Source organism: Canibacter zhoujuaniae (assembly GCF_011752005.1).
GTDB lineage: Bacteria > Actinomycetota > Actinomycetes > Actinomycetales > Microbacteriaceae > Canibacter > Canibacter zhoujuaniae.
In genome coordinates this window covers 146666-167968 of sequence record NZ_JAAIJZ010000002.1, presented here as the reverse complement: position 1 = coordinate 167968, position 21303 = coordinate 146666, and the positions used below count along the sequence as shown (strand labels likewise).

34 protein-coding genes are annotated in these 21303 nt (G+C 54.6%); 1 reads left to right on the top strand and 33 read right to left on the bottom strand.

Features of this window, described 5'->3' with window-relative positions:
* Positions 1-34: 34 nt before the first annotated feature.
* From rplQ to HCR00_RS04605, 32 genes are all read right to left on the bottom strand, one after another.
* Positions 35-523 carry a 50S ribosomal protein L17 gene (rplQ, locus tag HCR00_RS04760; RefSeq protein WP_167143203.1) on the bottom strand — a complete coding sequence of 163 codons (489 nt, stop codon included), beginning with the start codon at positions 521-523 and terminating at the stop codon, positions 35-37.
* A gap of 40 nt (positions 524-563) precedes the next feature.
* Positions 564-1547 carry a DNA-directed RNA polymerase subunit alpha gene (locus HCR00_RS04755; RefSeq protein ID WP_166985870.1) on the bottom strand — a complete coding sequence of 328 codons (984 nt, stop codon included), beginning with the start codon at positions 1545-1547 and terminating at the stop codon, positions 564-566.
* Between the two features lie 108 nt (positions 1548-1655).
* Positions 1656-2054, bottom strand: coding sequence for a 30S ribosomal protein S11 (gene rpsK / locus HCR00_RS04750; RefSeq protein ID WP_166985872.1), 399 nt, complete (start codon positions 2052-2054; stop codon positions 1656-1658).
* 35 nt (positions 2055-2089) lie between these two features.
* A complete protein-coding gene (gene rpsM / locus HCR00_RS04745) occupies positions 2090-2458 on the bottom strand; it encodes a 30S ribosomal protein S13 (protein WP_166985874.1) in 369 nt (122 codons plus the stop codon).
* Positions 2459-2614: 156 nt separating this feature from the next.
* Entirely contained in the window at positions 2615-2728 is a 114-nt protein-coding gene (gene rpmJ / locus HCR00_RS04740) for a 50S ribosomal protein L36 (protein WP_108715249.1), read from the bottom strand.
* 65 nt (positions 2729-2793) lie between these two features.
* The gene (gene infA, locus HCR00_RS04735) at positions 2794-3015 is read right to left on the bottom strand and encodes a translation initiation factor IF-1 (RefSeq protein ID WP_166985876.1); all 222 of its coding nucleotides are present in this window, start codon (positions 3013-3015) and stop codon (positions 2794-2796) included.
* Positions 3016-3205: 190 nt separating this feature from the next.
* Complete coding sequence (locus tag HCR00_RS04730; RefSeq protein ID WP_167143201.1) at positions 3206-4021, bottom strand: PP2C family protein-serine/threonine phosphatase; 816 nt, start codon at positions 4019-4021, stop codon at positions 3206-3208.
* A gap of 7 nt (positions 4022-4028) precedes the next feature.
* Positions 4029-4868, bottom strand: a complete 840-nt coding sequence (gene map, locus HCR00_RS04725) for a type I methionyl aminopeptidase (protein WP_166985881.1) — start codon at positions 4866-4868, stop codon at positions 4029-4031.
* A gap of 8 nt (positions 4869-4876) precedes the next feature.
* Entirely contained in the window at positions 4877-5464 is a 588-nt protein-coding gene (locus HCR00_RS04720; RefSeq protein ID WP_167143198.1) for an adenylate kinase, read from the bottom strand.
* Positions 5465-5467: 3 nt separating this feature from the next.
* Positions 5468-6787: a preprotein translocase subunit SecY gene (gene secY / locus HCR00_RS04715; RefSeq protein ID WP_167143195.1), complete on the bottom strand. Its 1320-nt coding sequence runs from the start codon at positions 6785-6787 to the stop codon at positions 5468-5470.
* 136 nt (positions 6788-6923) lie between these two features.
* Positions 6924-7379: a 50S ribosomal protein L15 gene (rplO, locus tag HCR00_RS04710; protein ID WP_166985887.1), complete on the bottom strand. Its 456-nt coding sequence runs from the start codon at positions 7377-7379 to the stop codon at positions 6924-6926.
* Entirely contained in the window at positions 7379-7567 is a 189-nt protein-coding gene (rpmD, locus tag HCR00_RS04705) for a 50S ribosomal protein L30 (protein ID WP_166985889.1), read from the bottom strand. Before rpmD ends, rplO begins: the two co-directional genes overlap by 1 nt.
* Before the next feature lie 2 nt (positions 7568-7569).
* The gene (gene rpsE, locus HCR00_RS04700) at positions 7570-8271 is read right to left on the bottom strand and encodes a 30S ribosomal protein S5 (RefSeq protein ID WP_166985891.1); all 702 of its coding nucleotides are present in this window, start codon (positions 8269-8271) and stop codon (positions 7570-7572) included.
* On the bottom strand, positions 8268-8642 hold the full coding sequence (gene rplR / locus HCR00_RS04695; RefSeq protein ID WP_166985893.1) for a 50S ribosomal protein L18: 375 nt from the start codon (positions 8640-8642) through the stop codon (positions 8268-8270). The genes rpsE and rplR overlap by 4 nt, the downstream gene beginning before the upstream one ends.
* A 3-nt stretch (positions 8643-8645) precedes the next feature.
* Entirely contained in the window at positions 8646-9182 is a 537-nt protein-coding gene (rplF, locus tag HCR00_RS04690; RefSeq protein ID WP_166985895.1) for a 50S ribosomal protein L6, read from the bottom strand.
* Positions 9183-9188: 6 nt separating this feature from the next.
* A complete protein-coding gene (rpsH, locus tag HCR00_RS04685; protein ID WP_166985897.1) occupies positions 9189-9587 on the bottom strand; it encodes a 30S ribosomal protein S8 in 399 nt (132 codons plus the stop codon).
* Positions 9588-9758: 171 nt separating this feature from the next.
* Positions 9759-10319 (bottom strand): 50S ribosomal protein L5, encoded by a 561-nt coding sequence (rplE, locus tag HCR00_RS04680; protein WP_166985899.1) that lies wholly within the window; start codon positions 10317-10319, stop codon positions 9759-9761.
* The gene (rplX, locus tag HCR00_RS04675) at positions 10309-10683 is read right to left on the bottom strand and encodes a 50S ribosomal protein L24 (RefSeq protein WP_166985901.1); all 375 of its coding nucleotides are present in this window, start codon (positions 10681-10683) and stop codon (positions 10309-10311) included. The genes rplE and rplX overlap by 11 nt, the downstream gene beginning before the upstream one ends.
* A gap of 3 nt (positions 10684-10686) precedes the next feature.
* Entirely contained in the window at positions 10687-11055 is a 369-nt protein-coding gene (rplN, locus tag HCR00_RS04670) for a 50S ribosomal protein L14 (RefSeq protein ID WP_166985903.1), read from the bottom strand.
* 35 nt (positions 11056-11090) lie between these two features.
* A complete protein-coding gene (rpsQ, locus tag HCR00_RS04665) occupies positions 11091-11366 on the bottom strand; it encodes a 30S ribosomal protein S17 (protein ID WP_166985905.1) in 276 nt (91 codons plus the stop codon).
* Between the two features lie 2 nt (positions 11367-11368).
* Positions 11369-11674, bottom strand: a complete 306-nt coding sequence (gene rpmC / locus HCR00_RS04660; protein ID WP_166985908.1) for a 50S ribosomal protein L29 — start codon at positions 11672-11674, stop codon at positions 11369-11371.
* Entirely contained in the window at positions 11674-12093 is a 420-nt protein-coding gene (rplP, locus tag HCR00_RS04655; protein ID WP_166985910.1) for a 50S ribosomal protein L16, read from the bottom strand. The genes rpmC and rplP overlap by 1 nt, the downstream gene beginning before the upstream one ends.
* Before the next feature lie 2 nt (positions 12094-12095).
* Positions 12096-12863 (bottom strand): 30S ribosomal protein S3, encoded by a 768-nt coding sequence (rpsC, locus tag HCR00_RS04650; protein WP_166985913.1) that lies wholly within the window; start codon positions 12861-12863, stop codon positions 12096-12098.
* Positions 12864-13238 (bottom strand): 50S ribosomal protein L22, encoded by a 375-nt coding sequence (gene rplV, locus HCR00_RS04645; RefSeq protein WP_166985915.1) that lies wholly within the window; start codon positions 13236-13238, stop codon positions 12864-12866. It abuts the gene before it with no gap.
* 26 nt (positions 13239-13264) lie between these two features.
* The gene (rpsS, locus tag HCR00_RS04640) at positions 13265-13546 is read right to left on the bottom strand and encodes a 30S ribosomal protein S19 (protein WP_166985918.1); all 282 of its coding nucleotides are present in this window, start codon (positions 13544-13546) and stop codon (positions 13265-13267) included.
* Between the two features lie 21 nt (positions 13547-13567).
* Entirely contained in the window at positions 13568-14404 is an 837-nt protein-coding gene (gene rplB / locus HCR00_RS04635) for a 50S ribosomal protein L2 (protein WP_166985920.1), read from the bottom strand.
* A 25-nt stretch (positions 14405-14429) separates the two neighbouring features.
* Positions 14430-14729 (bottom strand): 50S ribosomal protein L23, encoded by a 300-nt coding sequence (gene rplW / locus HCR00_RS04630; RefSeq protein WP_166985923.1) that lies wholly within the window; start codon positions 14727-14729, stop codon positions 14430-14432.
* Between the two features lie 3 nt (positions 14730-14732).
* Complete coding sequence (rplD, locus tag HCR00_RS04625) at positions 14733-15374, bottom strand: 50S ribosomal protein L4 (protein ID WP_166985925.1); 642 nt, start codon at positions 15372-15374, stop codon at positions 14733-14735.
* A 3-nt stretch (positions 15375-15377) separates the two neighbouring features.
* Positions 15378-16034: a 50S ribosomal protein L3 gene (gene rplC, locus HCR00_RS04620; protein ID WP_166985928.1), complete on the bottom strand. Its 657-nt coding sequence runs from the start codon at positions 16032-16034 to the stop codon at positions 15378-15380.
* A gap of 8 nt (positions 16035-16042) precedes the next feature.
* Positions 16043-16351, bottom strand: coding sequence for a 30S ribosomal protein S10 (gene rpsJ / locus HCR00_RS04615; RefSeq protein ID WP_166985930.1), 309 nt, complete (start codon positions 16349-16351; stop codon positions 16043-16045).
* Positions 16352-16613: 262 nt separating this feature from the next.
* A complete protein-coding gene (locus tag HCR00_RS04610; RefSeq protein ID WP_243854551.1) occupies positions 16614-17657 on the bottom strand; it encodes an MraY family glycosyltransferase in 1044 nt (347 codons plus the stop codon).
* A 23-nt stretch (positions 17658-17680) separates the two neighbouring features.
* On the bottom strand, positions 17681-19534 hold the full coding sequence (locus HCR00_RS04605; protein ID WP_243854550.1) for a polysaccharide biosynthesis protein: 1854 nt from the start codon (positions 19532-19534) through the stop codon (positions 17681-17683).
* Between the two features lie 140 nt (positions 19535-19674).
* Between HCR00_RS04605 and HCR00_RS04600 the strand changes: the two genes are divergently transcribed.
* Positions 19675-19926 carry an antitoxin gene (locus tag HCR00_RS04600; protein WP_208317299.1) on the top strand — a complete coding sequence of 84 codons (252 nt, stop codon included), beginning with the start codon at positions 19675-19677 and terminating at the stop codon, positions 19924-19926.
* 175 nt (positions 19927-20101) lie between these two features.
* On the opposite strand, the gene tuf is transcribed toward HCR00_RS04600, so the two are convergent.
* On the bottom strand, positions 20102-21295 hold the full coding sequence (tuf, locus tag HCR00_RS04595; protein WP_166985935.1) for an elongation factor Tu: 1194 nt from the start codon (positions 21293-21295) through the stop codon (positions 20102-20104).
* Between the last annotated feature and the right edge of the window lie 8 nt (positions 21296-21303).

Below are 21303 nucleotides of genomic sequence, written 5' to 3'. Positions count from 1 at the left end.
GTGACGGGTTCTTCTTAGAAAGATAGAGCGCAGATTACTCTGATTTCTCCTCTTCAGTTGCTTCTTCAGCAGGAGCCTCAACGGTCTCTTCTGCGGCAGCTTCCTCAGCGACCTCTTCTGCAACAGGCTCCTCAGCTGGCTTTGCAGCGCGCTGTTTCTTTACTACTGGCTCAAGCACAAGCTCGATAACCGCCATTGGCGCGTTGTCACCCTTGCGGAATCCAGTCTTAACAACGCGAGTGTAGCCACCATCACGCTCAGCAAGCTGTGGTGCGATCTCGGTGAAGAGCTCGTGCACAACAGACTTGTCAAGAATCTGACGCATAACACGACGACGTGCGTGCAGGTCACCACGCTTCGCGAAAGTCACCAGACGCTCTGCCACCGGCTGCAGACGCTTTGCTTTGGTTTCAGTGGTTTGGATGCGCTTGTGCTCGAAAAGCTGCGCAGCCAATTGATTGAGGATCATGCGCTCGTGGGTTGGACCGCCACCGAGGCGTGCACCCTTAGTTGGCTTAGGCATAATTCATTACTCCTAGGAATGAGTCGTTAAACGAGCTCTATTAGTTGTCTTCTTCGTAGCTGTACAAATTCGAACCGTCAAAACCAGGCACGGCATCCTTGAGTGAGAGACCCATTTCAGTGAGTTTCTCGCGGATCTCCACAACTGACTTCTGACCAAAGTTGCGAATGTTCATTAGCTGGGCTTCTGAGAGCGCTACGAGCTCACTCACGGTGTTGATGCCCTCACGCTTAAGGCAGTTGTAGCTGCGCACTGAAAGCTCGAGATTCTCAATTGGAATTGCAAGCTCACTGTCTGTTGCAACTTCTACAACCGGCTGACCGATTTCAACACCCTCAGCAGCGGTGTTCAGCTCACGCGCAAGACCGAAGAGCTCAACAAGCGTTGAACCGGCAGATGCCACTGCGTCACGTGGGCTAATAGCTGGCTTGGTCTCAACATCGACAACGAGGCGGTCGAAGTCGGTGCGCTCACCGGCACGTGTAGCTTCCACACGGTAGCTAACCTTTAGCACTGGTGAGTAGATTGAGTCGACAGGGATCCGGCCGACCTCTGCATCATCATTGCGGTTCTGGCTGTTTGAAACGTAGCCACGACCGCGCTCAATCGTCAGATCGAGCTCGAACTGAGCATCTTCACCCAGGGTTGCAATAACCAAGTCTGGGTTGTGAATTTCAACACCGGCAGGAGCTGAAATATCAGCCGCGGTAACAACGCCCTCACCCGACTTGCGCAGGTAGGCGCTTACCGGCTCATCATGCTCGCTTGAAACAACAAGTCCCTTGATGTTGAGGATGATTTCGGTTACATCCTCAGTCACGTGCGGGATGGTGGTGAACTCATGTGCAACACCCTCAAAACGAACGCTGGTTACAGCAGCGCCCGGGATCGATGACAGCAGGGTGCGGCGCAGTGAATTACCGAGGGTGTAACCGAAGCCGGGCTCGAGCGGTTCGATAACAAAACGTGAGCGGAATTCTGATACTGATTCTTCTGTAAGAGTTGGTCGCTGTGCGATGAGCACTATAAAATCCTTTCGCTGATGAGTCCGCTATATGACTCAAATGCGGGCTAAAAGGTTGATAATTTTGGTGATTTATAACGGTTAACCGCTAGAAATCGGGTGCTCACCTTATACGCGACGGCGCTTCGGTGGACGGCAGCCGTTGTGTGTCTGCGGGGTAACGTCGGTGATAGAACCAACCTCAAGACCCGCAGCCTGCAGTGAACGGATAGCGGTCTCGCGGCCTGAGCCTGGACCCTTTACGAAAATATCTACCTTCTTCATTCCGTGCTCCTGCGCCTTCTTTGCAGCAGACTCAGCAGCCAACTGCGCAGCGAATGGAGTAGATTTACGTGAACCTTTAAAGCCCACACCACCTGAAGACTGCCAGCTGATAACAGCGCCAGTGGTGTCGGTGATAGAAACGATGGTGTTGTTGAAGGTTGACTTGATGTGAGCCTGACCCACTACAACGTTCTTTTTGTCTTTGCGGCGAGGCTTACGCGCCGCGGCTTTTGGTGCAGCCATTGAAAGTTTCTCCTGAAAGCTTAAAAACGGGTGGGTTACTTCTTCTTACCAGCAACGGTCTTCTTTGGACCCTTGCGAGTGCGAGCGTTAGTCTTGGTGCGCTGACCGTGCACTGGTAGCCCTCTGCGGTGACGCAGACCCTGGTAGCTTCCAATTTCAACCTTGCGACGGATGTCTGCTGCAACCTCACGGCGCAAGTCACCCTCCACCTTGAAGTTACCTTCAATGTAGTCGCGCAGCGCAACGAGCTGATCGTCGGTCAGATCTTTCACGCGGGTGTTACCGTCGATGCCGGTTTCTGCAAGGGTCTTCAGCGCGCGAGTGCGCCCGACGCCGTAAATGTAAGTAAGAGCAACTTCAACGCGTTTTTCACGTGGAATGTCAACTCCGGCGAGACGTGCCATGGTGGCTTCTCCTTGTTGTTATGTCAGAGGTGTGGAGCGCACCGGGTGCCTGAGCCCCTGTCTCAAGGTGTCACCCACGGTTTTTATCCGTGGGGTCTTCGATGCACTTGGTAATTATTTAGTTTTGATTTTCGCGAGCCGTCACGCTGCAGGGAATTAGCCCTGACGCTGTTTGTGACGTGGGTTCTCGCAGATAACCATGACGCGTCCGTGACGGCGGATCACCTTGCACTTATCGCAGATCCGCTTAACACTTGGCTTTACTTTCATGATGTTTCCTTAGATTCGCTGTCTTCGTACCCGCGGGGTGCCGCAGGCCGTTACTTCGTGAAGACTTACTTGTAGCGATAGCTAATGCGGCCGCGGGTGAGGTCGTACGGGGTGAGCTCTACGATCACGCGATCTTCGGGAAGAATACGGATGTAGTGCTTGCGCATCTTTCCGGCAATGTGGGCGGTCACAATGTGCCCGTTATCAAGCTCAACGCGGAAATTTGCATTACGCAGGGCCTCGAGTACGCGACCCTCCATCTCAATTACGCCTTCTTTTGCGGCCATATACTCACAATCGTTTAAAGTAATTAATCACTCTGCGAATGCTTCGTGTAGACACAAAGCACCAAAGATCAATTGAACCACGCAAAAGGAAATTTGTCTAATTGAAGCGCATTTTCCTCGGCGTTTCTAAATTTTTCTGCCGCAGCCTAGAGCACAGGTAACATAGCTCGCGCGCAGCGATCCGCAAAAATTATGGAGTTACATCTTTGGCGAGGTGTTCTCTGCGGCGACGCTCAAAATCGAGCGGCAGCGCTGCCTGCAGCTGCGCCAGCTCCCCTTCTGAAAACTCACCCTCAGTGGCAACTTCGAGCACAATAACACTGACGTTATCAGGCGCCTCACCCTCAAGCACTGTCTCCATCAGCAGGTCAGCGGCAAGCTCAACCGATCCCCTGCGCAACCACTCCAGCAGAGTGCTTTCATCTAATTGCCCGGACAGCCCGTCAGTGCAGATCAGCAGCCGGTCACCGAGTTCCATCTCAAGCCGCCAGAGATCCGCCTGCGAGGCGTCTGAGCCCAGCGCGCGGGTGATTATATTTGCTTTAGGCAGCCGCGGATCCGAAATATCGTAACCTGCCTGCAGCATTTCATTCAGAAGTGAATGATCGTTGGTGATCAGCGACAGCTTATTGTCTCGCAGCAGGTAGACCCTGGAGTCTCCAATGTTCGCAACCAACCACTCATAACCGCTCTCCCCAGCAATTACCGCAACCCCGGAGAGTGTGCAGCCGGCGATCCCCTCCACCGAGGCTGAGATTTTAGCAACCCGCTGGCGCGCGTAGGCCAGCGCCTGTTCAAACACCCTCTGAGTAAGAGCCGGAAACCCTGCAACTGTTTCGCGAAACGAGGCAACAGCAGTTTGTGCTGCGAGCGCACCCGCTTGATGCCCACCCATACCGTCAGCAACCAGAAAAACAGGCGCTGCAGTAAGCACCGCATCCTCGTTTATGGCGCGGTAGTTTCCCACATGGCTGCGCTCTGCAACAGCAATGTTTGGAGTTTTCATAGCTTACTTACGGAATGGGAACCGGGGTGACACCAAATGGCGCAAGCCCCTCTTTGCCACCGTCGAGTGCGGTGAGCACCCAAATTCCCTCTTTGTGCACTGCGACAGAGTGCTCCCACTGGCAAGAATCTTTGCCGTCGGCCATGCGCACAGTCCAGCCGTCATTCTTATCGGTGACGGTTTCAGGCCTACCGGCAGCGATGATTGGCTCAATTGCGACACACAGACCGGGTTTTACCTCTGCGGTGCGACCGTTCACCCAGTATGTGTAGACCGGCGGCGCCTCGTGCATCGAGCGACCAATGCCGTGGCCAATGTACTCTTCAACGATTGAATAATCGGTGTTTTCAGAAATATAATCTTCCACCGCTCCGCCGACTGAGTTTAGCTCTTTAGCGGTTGCGAGGGCGGCTATCGCTCGCCACATAGCTTCTTTGGTGTGATCGCTCAATGCCTGACGGCGGGCAACAGTTTCTGGATTATCAGGATCTGGAACAACCACGGTGAGTGCGCTGTCACCGTGCCATCCGTTAAAAACAGCACCGCAATCGATCGACACAATATCGCCCGGCTGGATCACGTAATCATCCGGCACAGCGTGCACAACCCGGTCGTTTACGTTTGCGCAGATCGTGTGCTTGTAGCCCGGCTCCAGCATGAAATTTGGCTCTGCTCCAAGCTCGCGGATCTTCGCCTCTGCTGCGCGATCAACATCCAGCAGGGTTGCGCCAGCCACACAGGCCTCTTTCGCTGCTTGCAGCGCCAAGGCCGTAATGCGGTTGGGCTCCTGCATCAGTCGCAGCTGAGCGGGAGATTTATAAATAGATTTGCGGAGTGAGCGAACCATAATGAAACTTAGCGACCCAATTTTTCTTTCAGAGCAGCAGCGATACGCTCTGCTACTTCGTCTATCGTCCCAAGCCCGTCTACTGTAACCAAAATGCCGCGCTCTTTAAAGAGTTCAATAAGCGGCGCGGTCTCGGCAGCATACACATTTTGACGGTGGCGAATAACCTCTTCGGTATCGTCTGCACGACCCTGCTCAACTGCTCGTTTCAGGAGGCGCTGCACAACCTCTTCGGTGTCAGCCTCAAGCAGCACTACAGCGTCAAGCTGCCCGCCGGCCGGCTCAAGTGTTTTATCCAGCGCGTGCACCTGATCTACTGTGCGAGGGTAGCCGTCGAGCAGAAATCCCTGCTGCGCATCATCAAGCGCGATACGGTCGGCAACAATCGCGTTTGTGATCTCATCTGGAACCAGCTCGCCACGCTCAATGATCGCAGCAACCTCTTTGCCAAGCGGAGTTTGGTTTTTTATATTCGCGCGAAAAATATCACCGGTTGAAATGGCGGGAACACCGTAACGTTCCGCAATTTTTCCCGCCTGCGTACCTTTGCCGGCACCCGGTGGCCCAACGATTAAAAGATGAGTTGCTTGAGTCATAAGTTACTTTAAAAGCCCTTCGTAGTGGCGCTGCTGCAACTGCGCATCGATCTGTTTCACCGTTTCAAGGCCGACACCCACGATAATCAAAATCGAAGCACCGCCGAACGGGAAGTTCTGGTTGGCGTTGAAGAAGCTCAACGCGAACAGCGGCAGCAGCGCAATAATACCGAGGTACAGTGCGCCAGCGCTGGTAATCCGGTTGATCACGTATGCTAGATATTCTGCTGTCGGACGACCCGCGCGAATGCCTGGAATAAAGCCGCCGTAGCGCTTCATGTTGTCAGCAACCTCTTCAGGGTTGAAGGTGATGCTGATGTAGAAGAAGGCGAAAGCGATTACCAAGACAAAGAACAGCGCCATGTAGAGCGGCTGATCACCGTAAACAAGGTTGTTTTGAATCCATACAACCCACGCAGCTGGCTCCTGCCCCGGTGCGGGCTGGTTGAACTGGGTGATCAACATAGGCATAAAGAGAATTGATGACGCGAAAATTACTGGAATCACGCCGGCCATATTCACTTTGATCGGAATGTATGTAGAGGTGCCACCGTAAGTGCGGCGGCCCACAACGCGTTTCGCGTACTGCACCGGAATGCGACGCTGCGACTGTTCAACGAACACAACCGCAATCATCACAAGGAGGCCGAGCACCATCACAACCGCAAAAACTTCCCAACCGCGTGCCTGCTGGATCGCCCACAACGCACCCGGGAAACCCGCCGCAATCGAAGTGAAAATGAGCAGGGACATGCCGTTACCGATGCCGCGCTCGGTGATCATCTCACCGAACCACATCACCAGTCCGGTGCCGGCTGTCATGGTGAGGATCTGAATAATCATCGCCCACCACTCAGGTGAGATCAGATTTTCACACGCCGCAGAGCCCACAGCTCCAAAAAGCAAGCCCGAGCGTGCAGTCACCAACAGTGTTGTTGCCTGGAGAATGCCGAGGCCGATCGTTAGATAGCGGGTGTACTGGGTGAGTTTAGACTGACCAGCCTGCCCCTCTTTGTGCAGCGCTTCAAAGTGCGGGATCACCACGCGCAACAGCTGCGTAATAATCGAGGCCGTAATGTATGGCATGATACCCAGCGCAAAAATCGAGAGCTGCAGCAGAGCACCCCCCGAAAAGAGGTTAATCATCTGATACAAACCAGAAGCGTCTTGCGTTGAGACAAGACAGGCTTTCAGATTTGAATAGTTCACAAAGGGAGCTGGGACAAATGAACCTAAACGGAACAAAGCCATAATTGCCAGGGTAAACAGAATCTTACGACGCAGGTCCTGTGCCTTAAAGACTCGAGCAATTGCGCTGAACAATATGTGTCCTTACGGTTTTTGGGCGCACTGATGCGCGCATAACATAACTCATCTAGCTTACACGCTAGGGCGGAAAACCTAAAGCGGGCCGAACTAGGTTGCTAGCTCGACCCGCTTTCAGTTAGTGCTTAGTTAACTATTTAACTTCGCCACCTGCTGCGGTGATCTTCTCTGCAGCAGACGCTGAAACCTTGTCAACATCCACCACGAGCTTGACCTTAAGGTCACCATCACCGAGCACCTTAACTGGCTGGTTCTTACGCACAGCACCCTTTGCCACGAGGTCAGCAACAGTAACGTCGCCACCATTCGGGTAAAGAGCTTCGAGCGCAGATACGTTAACTACCTGATACTCAGTGCGGAATGGGTTCTTAAAACCGCGCAGCTTCGGGGTGCGCATGTGCAGTGGCATCTGACCACCCTCGAAACCGGCCTTCACCTGGTAACGAGCTTTGGTGCCCTTGGTACCACGGCCTGCGGTTTTACCCTTAGAGGCCTCACCACGGCCAACGCGGGTTTTTGCCTTTTTAGCACCCGGTGCTGGACGGAGATGGTGTGCCTTGAGAATCTGCTGTTCCTGGGTCTCGCTCATTATGCGTCGACCTCCTCTACCTCAACAAGGTGACGAACAGCGAGAATGTAGCCACGGGTCTGTTTGTTGTCTTCACGAACAACAGACTGACCGATTTTACGCAGCCCGAGTGAGCGCAGAGTATCGCGCATGTTCTGCTTCTCGCTGATCTTTGACTTTACCTGCGTAATCTTTAGAGCTTTAGCCATTGTTACGCACCTGCCTTCTTTGCAGCAGCCGCAGCAGCAGCCGCCTCTGCCTCTGCACGTACGATACGAGCTGGCGCAACGCGGTCGAAGTCAAGGCCACGACGCGCAGCAACCGCGCGTGGCTCTTCGAGCTGACGCAGCGCCGCAACAGTAGCGTGCACGATGTTCAGGGTGTTTGATGAGCCGAGAGACTTGCTCAGCACATCGTGGATGCCCGCACACTCAAGTACGGCACGCACTGGACCACCGGCGATAACACCGGTACCCGCAGCAGCAGGGCGCAGCAGAACTACGCCAGCAGCAGCTTCACCCTGGACTGGGTGGGGGATCGATGAGCCCACACGTGGGACGCGGAAGAAGTTCTTCTTAGCTTCTTCTACACCCTTTGAGATTGCGAGCGGAACTTCCTTCGCCTTGCCGTAGCCAACACCTACGGTACCGTTACCGTCGCCAACTACAACAAGCGCGGTGAAGCTGAAACGGCGACCACCCTTAACCACCTTTGAAACGCGGTTGATGGTTACAACACGCTCAAGGAATGGGTTTTCTGCGCGGTCGCGGCCGCCACGCTGGTTATCGCGGTCACCGCGGCCACGGCCACGGCCACGACCTTCGCGTGACTCGTTACGGGTCTCCTGCTGGGAACCAGCCTCAGCGTTCTTGACCTCTTCAGACACTGTCTGCTCCTTCGTTTCGTTGCTCACAGGCTCAGCCCTGCCTCACGAGCGCCTTCTGCAATAGCAGCAACACGACCTACGTACTTGCTGCCACCGCGGTCGAAAACAACCGCGTCAATGCCTGCGCTCTTTGCGCGTTCAGCTACGAGCTCGCCAACTTTGCGAGCCTGGGCGGTTTTGTCACCCTCGAATGAGCGCAACTCCGCTTCCATGGTTGATGCGTATGCAAGGGTGTGACCCTTCGCATCATCAATAACCTGGACGAAAACGTGACGATTTGAACGGGTCACTGACAGGCGTGGACGCTCTGCAGTGCCGACAATCTTCTTACGCAGACGAGTGTGACGGCGGACACGTGCCGCTGAGCGACCCGCAGCGCGTTTAACTGATGCAGCCATGGGTTACTTACCAGCCTTTCCTGCCTTGCGACGCACAACCTCGCCCGCATAACGAATACCCTTGCCCTTGTATGGCTCTGGTTTCTTCAGCTTGCGAATGTTTGCCGCTACCTCGCCAACAGCCTGCTTATCAATGCCGCTGACGTGAATCTTATTGTTGCCCTCAACCTGGAGAGTTACGCCCTCTGGTGCGTTGAACTCAACAGGGTGTGAGAAGCCAAGCGCAAGCTCAAGGTTGTTACCCTTCTGCTGCACACGGTAACCGGTGCCGACTACCTCAAGAGACTTTGAGTATCCTTCGGTTACACCGATAATGTTGTTCGCGATCAAAGAACGGGTGAGACCGTGCAGCGCACGGCTTTCGCGCTCATCGTTCGGGCGGGTTACGAGAACCTGTCCGTCTTCGAGAGCTACAGAAATTGGCTCTGCAACTTCCAGCGTAAGCTCACCCTTCGGGCCTTTAACCGCAACCTGCTGACCGTCGATGGTGACTGTTACGCCACCAGGAACGGTGATAGGAAGCTTTCCAATACGTGACATGACGAACTACCACACATAGGCGAGAACTTCTCCGCCTACGCCCTTCTGCTCAGCCTCACGGTCGGTCAACAGACCTGAGGAAGTGGACAGGATAGCTACACCGAGGCCACCAAGAACCCTTGGCAACTCGGTTGAGCGCGCGTATACGCGAAGGCCTGGCTTAGAAACGCGCTTGATGCCCTCGATTGAACGCTCACGGTTTGGACCGTATTTCAAGGTCATTGTGATGGTGGTTCCGACGCGTGCGTCTGCAACCTTCCAATCAGCAATGTAACCTTCACGCTTCAGGATCTCTGCAATGCCCTCTTTAAGCTTAGAGCCTGGCAGAGACACTTCGTCATGATGCGCCGCGTTGGCGTTACGCAGTCTGGTCAGCATATCTGCGACCGGATCTGTCATTGTCATTTGTGTCTTCTTTCTCGCCTGGTTTCGCCTGGCCTTACAGGGCCGACGACCTGGGTGGTTGCACCGGGCTGGGAACGTTTAAGAGTTAACCCCGTAAACGCGCTGACGCTGGCGTCGGCAGAGAACTAATTTAGAATCTCTGCCGACCCCAGCCCAATGTTGATTATTAAATTATGCGTCAGCCTTGAATGGGAAGCCGAACTGGCGGAGCAGCTCGCGACCCTCTTCATCGGTCTTTGCGGTGGTCACGACTGTGATGTCGAAACCGCGCGTACGATCAATCTTATCCTGATCAATCTCATGGAACACAACCTGCTCGGTCAGACCGAAGGTGTAGTTACCGTTTCCGTCGAACTGCTTCGGGCTTAGGCCACGGAAGTCGCGGATACGTGGCAGAGCCAAGTTGATCAAACGATCAAGGAACTCCCACGCCCGATCCCCGCGCAGGGTTACGTGTGCGCCGATTGGCTGCCCAGCACGCAGTTTAAACTGCGCAATAGACTTACGCGCTTTTGTAACCATTGGCTTCTGGCCGGTGATTGCGGTGAGATCAGCGATCGCACCCTCAATAACCTTACCGTCGCGAGCTGCTTCACCGACGCCGGTGTTTACAACAACCTTAACCAGGCCAGGAACCTGCATTGGGTTCTCGTAACCGAACTTTTCGGTCAGCGCAGCTACAATCTCTGCACGATACTTCTCTTTTAGACGCGGCTGGATTTTAGTGCTCATTAGGGATGTCCTTTCCAGACGCCTTTGCGTAACGAACACGCACGGTCTTTTTCACGCCGTTCTTCTCGATCTCTTCCTCGCGGAAACCAACACGGGTTGGCTTCTTGGTCTCAGGATCAACAATCGCAACGTTTGAGACGTGAATAGGAGCCTCGTGGTGCTCCACACCGCCCTCTTTGCTGCCGCGCTCTGACTGACCAACACGTACGTGCTTGGTCACGATGTTAACACCTTCAACGATAACGCGATCGCTGTCAGTGAGCACCTCAAGAACACGACCCTGCTTGCCGCGGTCGCCACCGTTTTCTTTGGTAGCGCCGCTGATAACCTCTACGAGGTCACCCTTGCGAATCTTGTTAGCCATAGACTAAATCACCTCCGGTGCCAGCGACACGATCTTCATGAACTTCTTGTCGCGAAGCTCACGCGCTACAGGGCCGAAGATACGGGTGCCGCGTGGCTCCCCGTCGTTCTTCAGGATCACTGCAGCGTTCTCGTCGAAGCTGATGTATGAACCGTCTGCGCGGCGCGTTGCCTTCTTAGCACGCACCACAACAGCCTTTACAACCTCACCCTTTTTGACATTGCCACCTGGGATTGCATCCTTTACGGTTGCAACGATGGTGTCGCCAAGGCCTGCGTAACGGCGGCTAGATCCTCCGAGTACGCGAATGGTGAGCAACTCTTTGGCGCCGGTGTTGTCGGCAACCCTAAGTCGGGATTCCTGTTGAATCACTTTGCTACTCCTTTATTGAGCAAACCTTAAAAGGTTTACTTCGCCTTCTCGAGAATCTCAACCAAACGCCAGTTCTTTGTAGCGCTCAGCGGGCGGGTTTCTGCGATGAGAACGTAGTCGCCAATACCAGCGGTGTTCTCTGCATCATGCGCCTTGTACTTCTTGGTGGTACGCATAACCTTGCCGTAGAGCGGGTGCTTTTTGCGATCCTCAACCTCTACAACGATGGTTTTTTCCATCTTGTCGCTAACCACGTAACCGCGAAGTGACTTACGGTACGGGCGCTGTTCCTGTGCGACAACCTCAGCCATGCTTAGGCCTCCTTCGTCTCAGCGGCGGCGTCCGCCTGCTTAGTCTTTTTAGCGGTTTTCTTAGCAGCCTTTGTTTCGGCTGCTGGGGTTTCGCGGATTCCGAGCTTACGCTCATTCAACACGGTGTAAATACGCGCAATGTCGCGCTTTACGTGGCGTACACGGCCGTTGTGCTCAAGCTGGCCAGTCGCAGACTGGAAACGCAGATTAAAGAGCTCAGCCTTAGCCTTCTTTAGTTCTTCGATGAGGCGCTCGTTATCGAACTTATCGAGCTCGCTGATTGCGAGATCCTTGCTTCCGATTGCCATTACGCGTCACCCTCCTCACGCTTGATAATGCGAGCCTTCAGAGGAAGCTTGTGAATAGCGCGGGTCAGTGCCTCACGCGCAAGCTCCTCATCAACACCGGCTACCTCGAAGAGGACACGGCCTGGCTTAACGTTGGCTACCCACCACTCTGGTGAACCCTTACCGGAACCCATACGAGTTTCGGCAGGCTTCTTGGTGAGTGGAAGGTCTGGATAAATGTTGATCCATACCTTACCGCCACGCTTAATGTGACGGGTCATGGCGATACGAGCAGACTCGATCTGGCGGTTGGTCACGTAGGCCGGTGTCAGTGCCTGGATGCCCAGTTCACCGAAATTAACCGTTGTGCCACCCTTCGCAGCACCCGAACGCTTCGGGTGGTGCTGCTTGCGGTACTTTACTCGACGGGGAATCAGCATGCTTAGTTCTCCGCTCCTGCTGCGGCAGGCGCAGCTTCCTTCGCAGCCTCACGACGTGGGCCACGACGGCGGTCACCACCACGGCCACCGCGAGCAGGCTTCTTAGCAGCCTCTTCGCGTGCGAGCTCCTTGTTGGTGATATCGCCCTTGTAGATCCAAACCTTCACGCCAATGCGACCGAAGGTAGTTTTTGCTTCATAGAAACCGTAGTCAATGTTCGCGCGCAGGGTGTGCAGTGGCACACGGCCTTCACGGTAGAACTCTGAACGGCTCATTTCAGCGCCGCCAAGACGGCCTGAAACCTGGATACGAATACCCTTAGCGCCAGCACGCAAAGCTCCCTGCAGACCCTTGCGCATTGCACGACGGAAAGCCACACGTGCAGCAAGCTGCTCGGCAATCCCCTGAGCTACCAGCTGCGCATCAGCCTCTGGGTTCTTTACCTCAAGGATGTTCAGCTGAATCTGCTTGCCGGTGAGCTTCTCAAGCTGACCGCGCACACGCTCAGCCTCAGCACCGCCGCGGCCAATAACAATGCCCGGACGTGCAGAGAAAATATCTACACGCACACGGTCGCGAGTGCGCTCGATCTGGATGCGGCTGACACCAGCACGATCAAGGGTCTCACCCAAGAACTTGCGGATTTTTGCATCCTCAGCGAGATAGTCGGCGTAGCGCTGACCTGGCTTAGTTGAGTCTGAGAACCAGCGTGACACATGGTCAGTGGTTACGCCCAGACGGAAGCCATATGGATGAATTTTCTGGCCCATTTACTTGGCTCCCTTCTTTACAGCCTCAGGAGTAGCAACTACTACTGTGATGTGGCTGGTGCGTTTGTTGATACGGAACGCACGGCCCTGTGCACGTGGGCGGAAACGCTTGAGGGTTGCACCCTCATCCACGAAAGCACGAGCGACAACAAGCTCATCCTCGTTGAGAGGAAGATTTTCGTTGTCAGCCTTTACACGAGCATTAGCAATCGCTGAGGCAACGAGTTTGTACACCGGCTCAGAAGCTGCCTGCGGGGCGAACTTCAAGATGGCAAGAGCTTCCTGAGCGTTCTTGCCACGCACGAGGTTCACGACGCGACGGGCCTTCTGAGGTGTTACGCGGATATGACGCACGCGTGCGATCGACTCCACCATTCTTTTCCTCCTTTACGTCACCGCGCTTAGCGGCGACGACCCTTCTTGTCGTCTTTCACGTGACCGCGGAAGGTGCGAGTCGGTGCAAACTCACCGAGCTTGTGACCAACCATGGTTTCGGTAACAAACACAGGAATGTGCTTGCGCCCGTCGTGAACAGCGATCGTGTGACCGAGCATTGCCGGGATGATCATTGAACGACGTGACCAGGTCTTAATTACTTTGTTTGTGCCAGCTTCGTTCTGAGCAATCACCTTGTCGAGCAGGTGGTTGTCAACGAAAGGGCCTTTCTTTAGACTACGAGGCATCTTTGTTCTCCTACCTACTACCTATCGCTTCTTGCCCGTTGGACGGCGGCGGACGATGTACTTATCGCTTTCCTTATTCGGGCGACGAGTGCGTCCTTCCTTCTGACCCCATGGGCTGACTGGGTGACGACCACCTGAAGTGCGGCCTTCACCACCACCGTGTGGGTGATCAACAGGGTTCATTACAACACCGCGGACGGTTGGGCGGATGCCCTTCCAACGCATACGGCCAGCTTTACCCCAGTTGATGTTTGACTGCTCTGCGTTGCCAACCTCACCTACGGTTGCACGGCAGCGCGCATCAACGTTGCGGATTTCCCCTGATGGCAGACGAAGCTGCGCATAAGGGCCGTCCTTAGCAACGAGGCGCACAGATGAGCCTGCTGAACGAGCCAGCTTTGCACCGCCACCCGGACGCAGCTCAATCGCGTGCACAACGGTACCGGTTGGGATGTTACGCAGTGGCAGGTTGTTACCCGGCTTGATGTCTGCGTTTGGCCCGGCCTCTACAATATCGCCCTGCTTCAGCTTGTTAGGAGCAATGATGTAGCGCTTGGTGCCGTCAACGTAGTGCAGGAGTGCAATACGCGCGGTACGGTTTGGGTCGTACTCAATATGCGCAACTTTAGCGTTGATACCGTCTTTGTCGTGACGACGGAAGTCAATCACACGGTACTGGCGCTTGTGGCCGCCACCGATGTGACGGGTTGTGATGCGACCCTGATTGTTGCGGCCACCGGTCTTTGGCAGCGGACGCAAGAGTGACTTTTCTGGGGTTGAGCGGGTGATCTCAGCGAAATCGGCAACGCTCGAACCGCGACGACCTGGGGTCGTGGGCTTGTACTTACGAATAGCCATTATCTATTTCCTTTTCGCTTCCGACCTATACCGCAGCCGAGAAGATGTCGATTGAACCACTCTTCAGCGTGACGATAGCGCGCTTAGTGTTCTTGCGCTTGCCAAGGCCGAAACGAGTGCGGCGGGTCTTGCCCTGACGGTTCAGAGTGTTGACGCTTGCAACCTTGACATTAAAAATGTGCTCAATAGCAAGCTTGATTTCGGTCTTATTTGAGCCTGGCTGCACCTCGAAGGTGTAAGCACCGTTGGCATCGATAAGGCCGTAGCTCTTCTCTGACACGATTGGGCGAATGATCACGTCATGCGGATTCTTGTTAAGGCTCATTGTTTATGCCTCCTTTTCGGTACGCGCAGCAACAAAGCCGTCAAACGCAGCCTTGGTGAACACGAGATCGTCGCTAACAACGATGTCGTACGCGTTTACCTGATCTGCCACGATTACGTGTACATTCGGCAGGTTACGCACTGACAGGATGGTTGTGTCTTCGTCGCGGTCAGCCACAACTAGCACGCGGCGACCAACGGTAATAGCGTCAAGCACCTGGCGTGCAGCCTTGGTGCTCGGCTTATCAGCAACACCAAAACTTTCAACCACGTGCAAACGACCACCGCGCGCACGATCTGATAGCAGCCCCTTAACAGCGGCAGCAATCATTTTCTTTGGGGTGCGCTGTGCATAGTCGCGAGGCACAGGACCGTGAACGGTACCACCACCGCGATGCTCTGGCTGACGGATAGAGCCCTGACGCGCACGGCCGGTGCCCTTCTGCTTAAACGGCTTAATGCCTGAACCAGAAACTTCTCCGCGGTTCTTAGCTTTGTGTGTGCCCTGGCGCGCAGCTGCGAGCTGAGCGGTCACTACCTGGTGAATCAGCGGAACGTTGGTCTCAACGTTGAACAGACCCTCTGGCAGCTCAACCGAGCCCGCCTTCTTGCCTGCTGCGTCGATTACGTCAAGCTTGGTTGCCATGTGCTAGGCCCCCTTAACTGCGTTGCGAACGAATACAAGACGGCCCTTAGCGCCAGGAACAGCGCCCTTCACCAGAATCAGACCCTTTTCTGCGTCTACTGCATGAACGGTGAGGTTCTGCACGGTAACGCGCTCCCCACCCATGCGACCAGCCATACGCTGACCCTTGAATACGCGACCTGGGAATGATGCACCGCCGATAGAACCTGGCTTGCGGTGATTACGGTGTTGACCGTGTGATGCGCCCACACCCTTGAAGTTGTGGCGCTTCATGGTGCCTGCGAAGCCCTTACCCTTTGAGGTGCCGACAACGTCGATCTTCTCACCGGCTTCGAAGGTTTCACCAGCGGTCAGTTCCTGACCGAGTGAGTAGTCAGCTGCGTTCTCGGTGCGCACCTCGGTGAGGTGACGACGTGGAGTAACACCAGCCTTCTCAAAGTGACCAGCCAGTGGCTTAGTCACCTTGCGTGGGTCGATTGCACCAGCAGCGATCTGTACCGCTGCGTAGCCATCAACCTCTGGGGTGCGAATCTGGGTAACAACGTTAGGTGCTACCTCAATTACGGTTACCGGCACAACTGCGCCGTTCTCATCCCATACCTGAGTCATGCCAAGCTTCGTGCCCAGCAGACCCTTAACAGTCTTATTTGCTGCAGACATGATTCCTCTTAAAGCTTGATCTCGATGTTGACGTCAGCCGGCAGGTCGATACGCATTAGCGACTCAACTGCCTTCGGGGTTGGATCGACAATGTCGATGAGGCGCTTGTGGGTGCGCTTCTCGAAGTGCTCGCGGCTGTCCTTGTACTTGTGTGGTGAACGGATCACTGCGATCACGTTCTTCTCAGTTGGGAGTGGCACTGGGCCAATCACTGTTGCACCAGCGCGGGTGACTGTATCAACAATCTTGCGCGCCGAGCTGTCGATGATCTCGTGATCATACGACTTCAGTCGAATGCGGATTTTTTGTCCCGCCATATGACTTTCTCCTTGCTATCGCGTCTTACTCACACTTTTGGCATGAGCATTGGACGTCTTCCTTAACAACACTCTCCTGTTTTCCTTGCGGATCGCAGGATCACCGTTGTCTTCTGTCAACGCCGCCCTGAGCGGCACCAGCTAAGGAACTAACCTGCTGGCATCGTTCGCTGCGAGTGGCCTAGTTTCTTAATGACTATGCACTATCTCTGCAGTGATTCAAGCAGACGGCACAATGCCGCCGCAGAAATGCTGAACTTATCTATCTTTGCACAGATTTTGTAACCGATGCAACCCGGGCGTGTCGCGGCAAATTGACGTAGCACACAACTATTAAGAAGCCCAGAATAAGGAGACAAACAAAGGCGACGGAGCCGGTAAACCACATTGTCAAAATACCTAAGATGCTCGCTGCTGCAGTGCACCCGGCGACGATCAGAGAGGCTTTGAGGTGGCTCATGCCCGACTGCTGCAGACGCTGATAGACGTGCTCTTTATGCGCCTCCCCCAGCTTCTCGCCACGCCGGTAGCGTCGAATGAGCGTCCACCCAACGTCACCAAAGTACACAACGGTGGGTCCGATAGCTGCCAGCAGCGGCACACCGGACAGGAGCGAGAGCCAGCTGATGGTTATGATGCCAGCGCCAAGCAGATAGCTGCCTACATCTCCCAAAAAGCCGTAGCCTTTCAAGTTCCACGGCAGAAAGCCCGCAAAGCTCGCCGCCAGAATGAGACCAGCAGCCATCAACCACAGAGTTGAGCTAATCGCGCCGATAATAAAAAATGCGGCGCCTGCAATAAGACCGTGCAGCGAAGAAATGCCGTTCAAACCGTCCATAAAGTTCGCAACGTTAATGAACGAGGAAACGAACAGTATCCCGAAAACGAACAACAAAAGGCGAGCGATTACGGGCAGATCCGCAAGAAAAAAAGCTGGCACTGCAACTGCGACTGCAATTAACAGTTGCGCGACTGACCGCGCACCAATTGACAGGCCACGCAAATCTTCAAGCAAGCCGAGTGCCGGGCTGAGCAGCAGCATGGCCAGGGCCGGCAATAGCACCAAGCCCGGCACACTGAGCCACGCAGCCACCTGCGCCGACGTGAAGAAGCCGAGCAGCCATGCGGCGGCGGCACCCGCAAGAGATGCAACCCACACCCCCAGCCCCAGGCCGCGCAAAACCGTGCCAGAGTGGGAGGATCGCGCATTAGCTACGTCGAGCACTCCCCATTTGCGCAGCAGGGGGCGCAGCGGAATCTGCACAAGCAGACTAATCACTAGCGTCAGCGCTGTAATCAGAAGCAAATTGGGAAGTGCACTTAGAAACATTAGGAGTCAATCACCGGGATAGAGGTTGTTATCGGAGTAATTCTCGCGTCCCCTGCACCGAGCGAGACATCGCTCTCCCGCTCAGAGAGGCGCGCAAACCAACCGTCGCGTGACAGTCTGTCGCGTGACAGTGTGTCAACTCGAGCGTGTGAAATCTTCGGGTGGAAGGGTCGATCGTCTTGCTCGTTCGACCCGATTAAATCCTCGTGCAGTTTTTCACCCGGGCGCAAACCGGTGTAGATAATCTTTATATCCTGACCCGATTCTGCGATCATGCGGCGGGCAATGTCGATGATTTTCACCGGCTCACCCATGTCCAGAATTAACACTTCACCCGGCCTGCCGTGCGCACCGGCCTGCATAACAAGTTGGCAAGCTTCGGGAATGGTCATAAAAAACCGCGTCACCTCTGGGTGTGTGATGGTGATAGGGCCGCCCGCTTTAATGAGTTTGCGGAACGTTGGCAGCATCGAGCCACGTGAGCCGATGACATTACCGAATCGCACCGAGAGATAGCGGTGACCGGTTTCCTCAGCCATCCAAGCGGTCAGTTTTTCAGCAACTCGTTTTGAGTGGCCGAGCACGCTTGTCGGGTTTGCTGCTTTATCGGTTGAAATATTAATAAAAGTTTCAACATCCACCTTTTGTGCTGCGGTAAGCACATTCAGGGTGCCAATAACGTTCGTCTTCCAAGCTTCGTCTGGATACTGTTCAAGCATCGGCAGGTGCTTGAGCGCTGCCGCGTGGAAAACCACCTGCGGTCTGCGATCCTCAAAAATGCGTATTAGCGTTTCCTCATCGCGAATGTCTGCGAGCACAACCTCACGCGTGCTTAACAAGCCGTTTCCTCGAATCGATATCTGCGTTTGCTGCAGCGCGGTCTCATCTCGGTCAAGCAGAATTAGCTCTTTGGGCCCGAACTCGGTTAGCTGACGGCAGAGCTCGGATCCAATAGAGCCACCGGCGCCGGTCACCAAGACTCGCTTTCCATCAATATATGTGGCTATCGAATCCTGGTTCAAGCGCACCGGATAACGACCGATCAGATCTTCAATTGAGATTTCACGAATATCTGACAGTGCATGCTTACCTGAGAAGATTTGCTCAAGCGGTGGCATTACCGACACTTTCATGCCGATTGCTGCAGCTTTATCATTGACCCGTCGCAGTAAAGCCGAGTCAGCGTCACCGATACAAACAATCAGATGGGTCGCACCGGTGCGTTCAGAAACCTGCTCCAAATCTTTCAGGCCACCCAGCACGCGCACACCGCGCACCTCGCGGTTGCGCTGGCTCGGTGAGTCATCGAGAAAACCGACGGGCAAATATGCAGCAACCGGATCGGTGAGCAAGCGTCGCACAGTTGTCGATCCCGCATATCCCGCACCATAGATGAGCGTGCGCGGAGCCTCTTTGCCGGGCCGCAGTTGGTGTTCTTCACGCAACCGTAGAATGTAGCGACCCAGCCCCATAGCAACGAAAGCGAGGGGCGCCGCAATAAACATTGTGGAGCGCGGGATCGCCTGCCCCTTTGTGACGTATATCGTAAATAGCAGTGTTGGGAGCACAGCGAGTGTAACGCAGATCACAAGAGCTTTTGCCTCATCAAAACTGCCAACAGCAAAACGCTTGCGATACAGCCAAGTGACCCAGCCGGCAATAAACTGCAGCCCGATCGTGGCGGCAATCAGGACGAAAGCCCAATTGAACTGAATTAGATTGAGATTAAAGTCGAAACGCAGCGCAAGAGCTGCGAGGATTGCAAGTGTCCAGGCGATGACGTCGACAGCAATCAACATCCAAGAGCTGGTTTTCTTGGCGGGCACGCGCTGCTCTTTCACTGCACCTGTCACAGACACACCCTCCTGCACTATAACTATCGCTACAAGATGCTACCGCGATTTTTAAGTTTTTAGTAGTTTACACATCTTCATAGTTCATAATTTCAGTAACCGGCCTCTTTCCCCACGGTCGGAATTGCGAAAGGAAAATTATGGGTCTCGAAGATTTGAAGAATAAGGCAGCGAACCTTATTAACGAGAACAAAGAGAAAATTGATGCGGCTCTAAACAGCGAGCAGGCTGAGGCGGCGACCGACAAAGTTTTGGACGGTGCCGCAAATATCGCCAACAAGGTTACCGGTGGCAAGTTTGCCGATAAGATCGCTGAGGCACGCGATGCCGCTGATGAGAAGCTCGGTCGCAACGACAGCGACAGCAGTGGCAACAACGACAACGCTAGCTAAGACTAAACTAGCTGCGTAATAAATATGGCCGGTAACCGCAAACTGGGGTTACCGGCCATATTTGGTTCTTTGCGCAAATTTCTACGGCTTACCAAACTGGTCAAAATATTAGACCCCCGAGGAATTCCCCGGGGGTCTAAATTATTGCTTAGCTATTGCTACCTGAATGAGGTAATTACTTGATTACCTTGGTAACGGTGCCAGCACCAACGGTGCGGCCACCCTCACGGATAGCGAAGCCGAGGCCCTCTTCCATAGCGATTGGCTGGATCAGCTCAACGGTCATGTCGGTGGTGTCACCAGGCATAACCATTTCGGTGCCCTCTGGGAGGCTGATAACGCCAGTCACGTCAGTGGTACGGAAGTAGAACTGTGGACGGTAGTTGGTGAAGAATGGGTTGTGGCGGCCGCCCTCTTCCTTCTTGAGGATGTAAGCGGTGCCCTCGAAGTTGGTGTGTGGGGTGATTGAGCCTGGAGCTACAACAACCTGACCGCGCTCTACGTCTTCACGCTTGGTACCGCGAAGCAGCAGACCACAGTTCTCACCAGCCCATGCCTCGTCGAGCTGCTTGTGGAACATCTCGATACCGGTCACGGTGGTCTTCTGGGTGTCGCGCAGACCAACGATCTCAACCTCAGAGTTGATCGCGAGGGTACCACGCTCAGCACGGCCGGTCACAACGGTGCCACGACCGGTGATGGTGAACACATCCTCAATAGGCATGAGGAATGGCTTGTCCTTGTCGCGGACTGGGTCTGGGATTGACTCGTCAACTGCGGTCATGAGGTCGAGAATAGACTGGGTCCACTTCTCGTCACCCTCGAGAGCCTGGAAGCCAGAAACGCGTACAACTGGAGCGTTGTCACCGTCGTAGCCGTTCTTTGAAAGCTCTTCACGAACCTCCATCTCAACCAGCTCAAGCATCTCTTCGTCGTCAACCATGTCGCACTTGTTGAGCGCAACGAGGAGGTAAGGAACACCAACCTGCTTAGCGAGGAGGATGTGCTCCTTTGACTGAGCCATAAGACCGTCAGTTGCAGCTACAACGAGGATCGCGCCGTCCATCTGGGCAGCACCGGTGATCATGTTCTTGATGTAGTCAGCGTGGCCTGGAGCGTCAACGTGTGCGTAGTGACGCTTTTCGGTCTCGTACTCAACGTGTGAGATGTTGATGGTAATACCGCGCTGGCGCTCTTCTGGAGCTGAGTCAATGGTGTTGAAGTCACGCTGCACGTTGGTGTCTGATGGGAACTTGTCAGCAAGAACCTTTGAGATAGCAGCGGTCAGAGTGGTCTTACCGTGGTCAACGTGACCAATGGTACCGATGTTTACGTGCGGCTTAGTGCGCTCGAACTTGGCCTTTGCCATTAAATGTC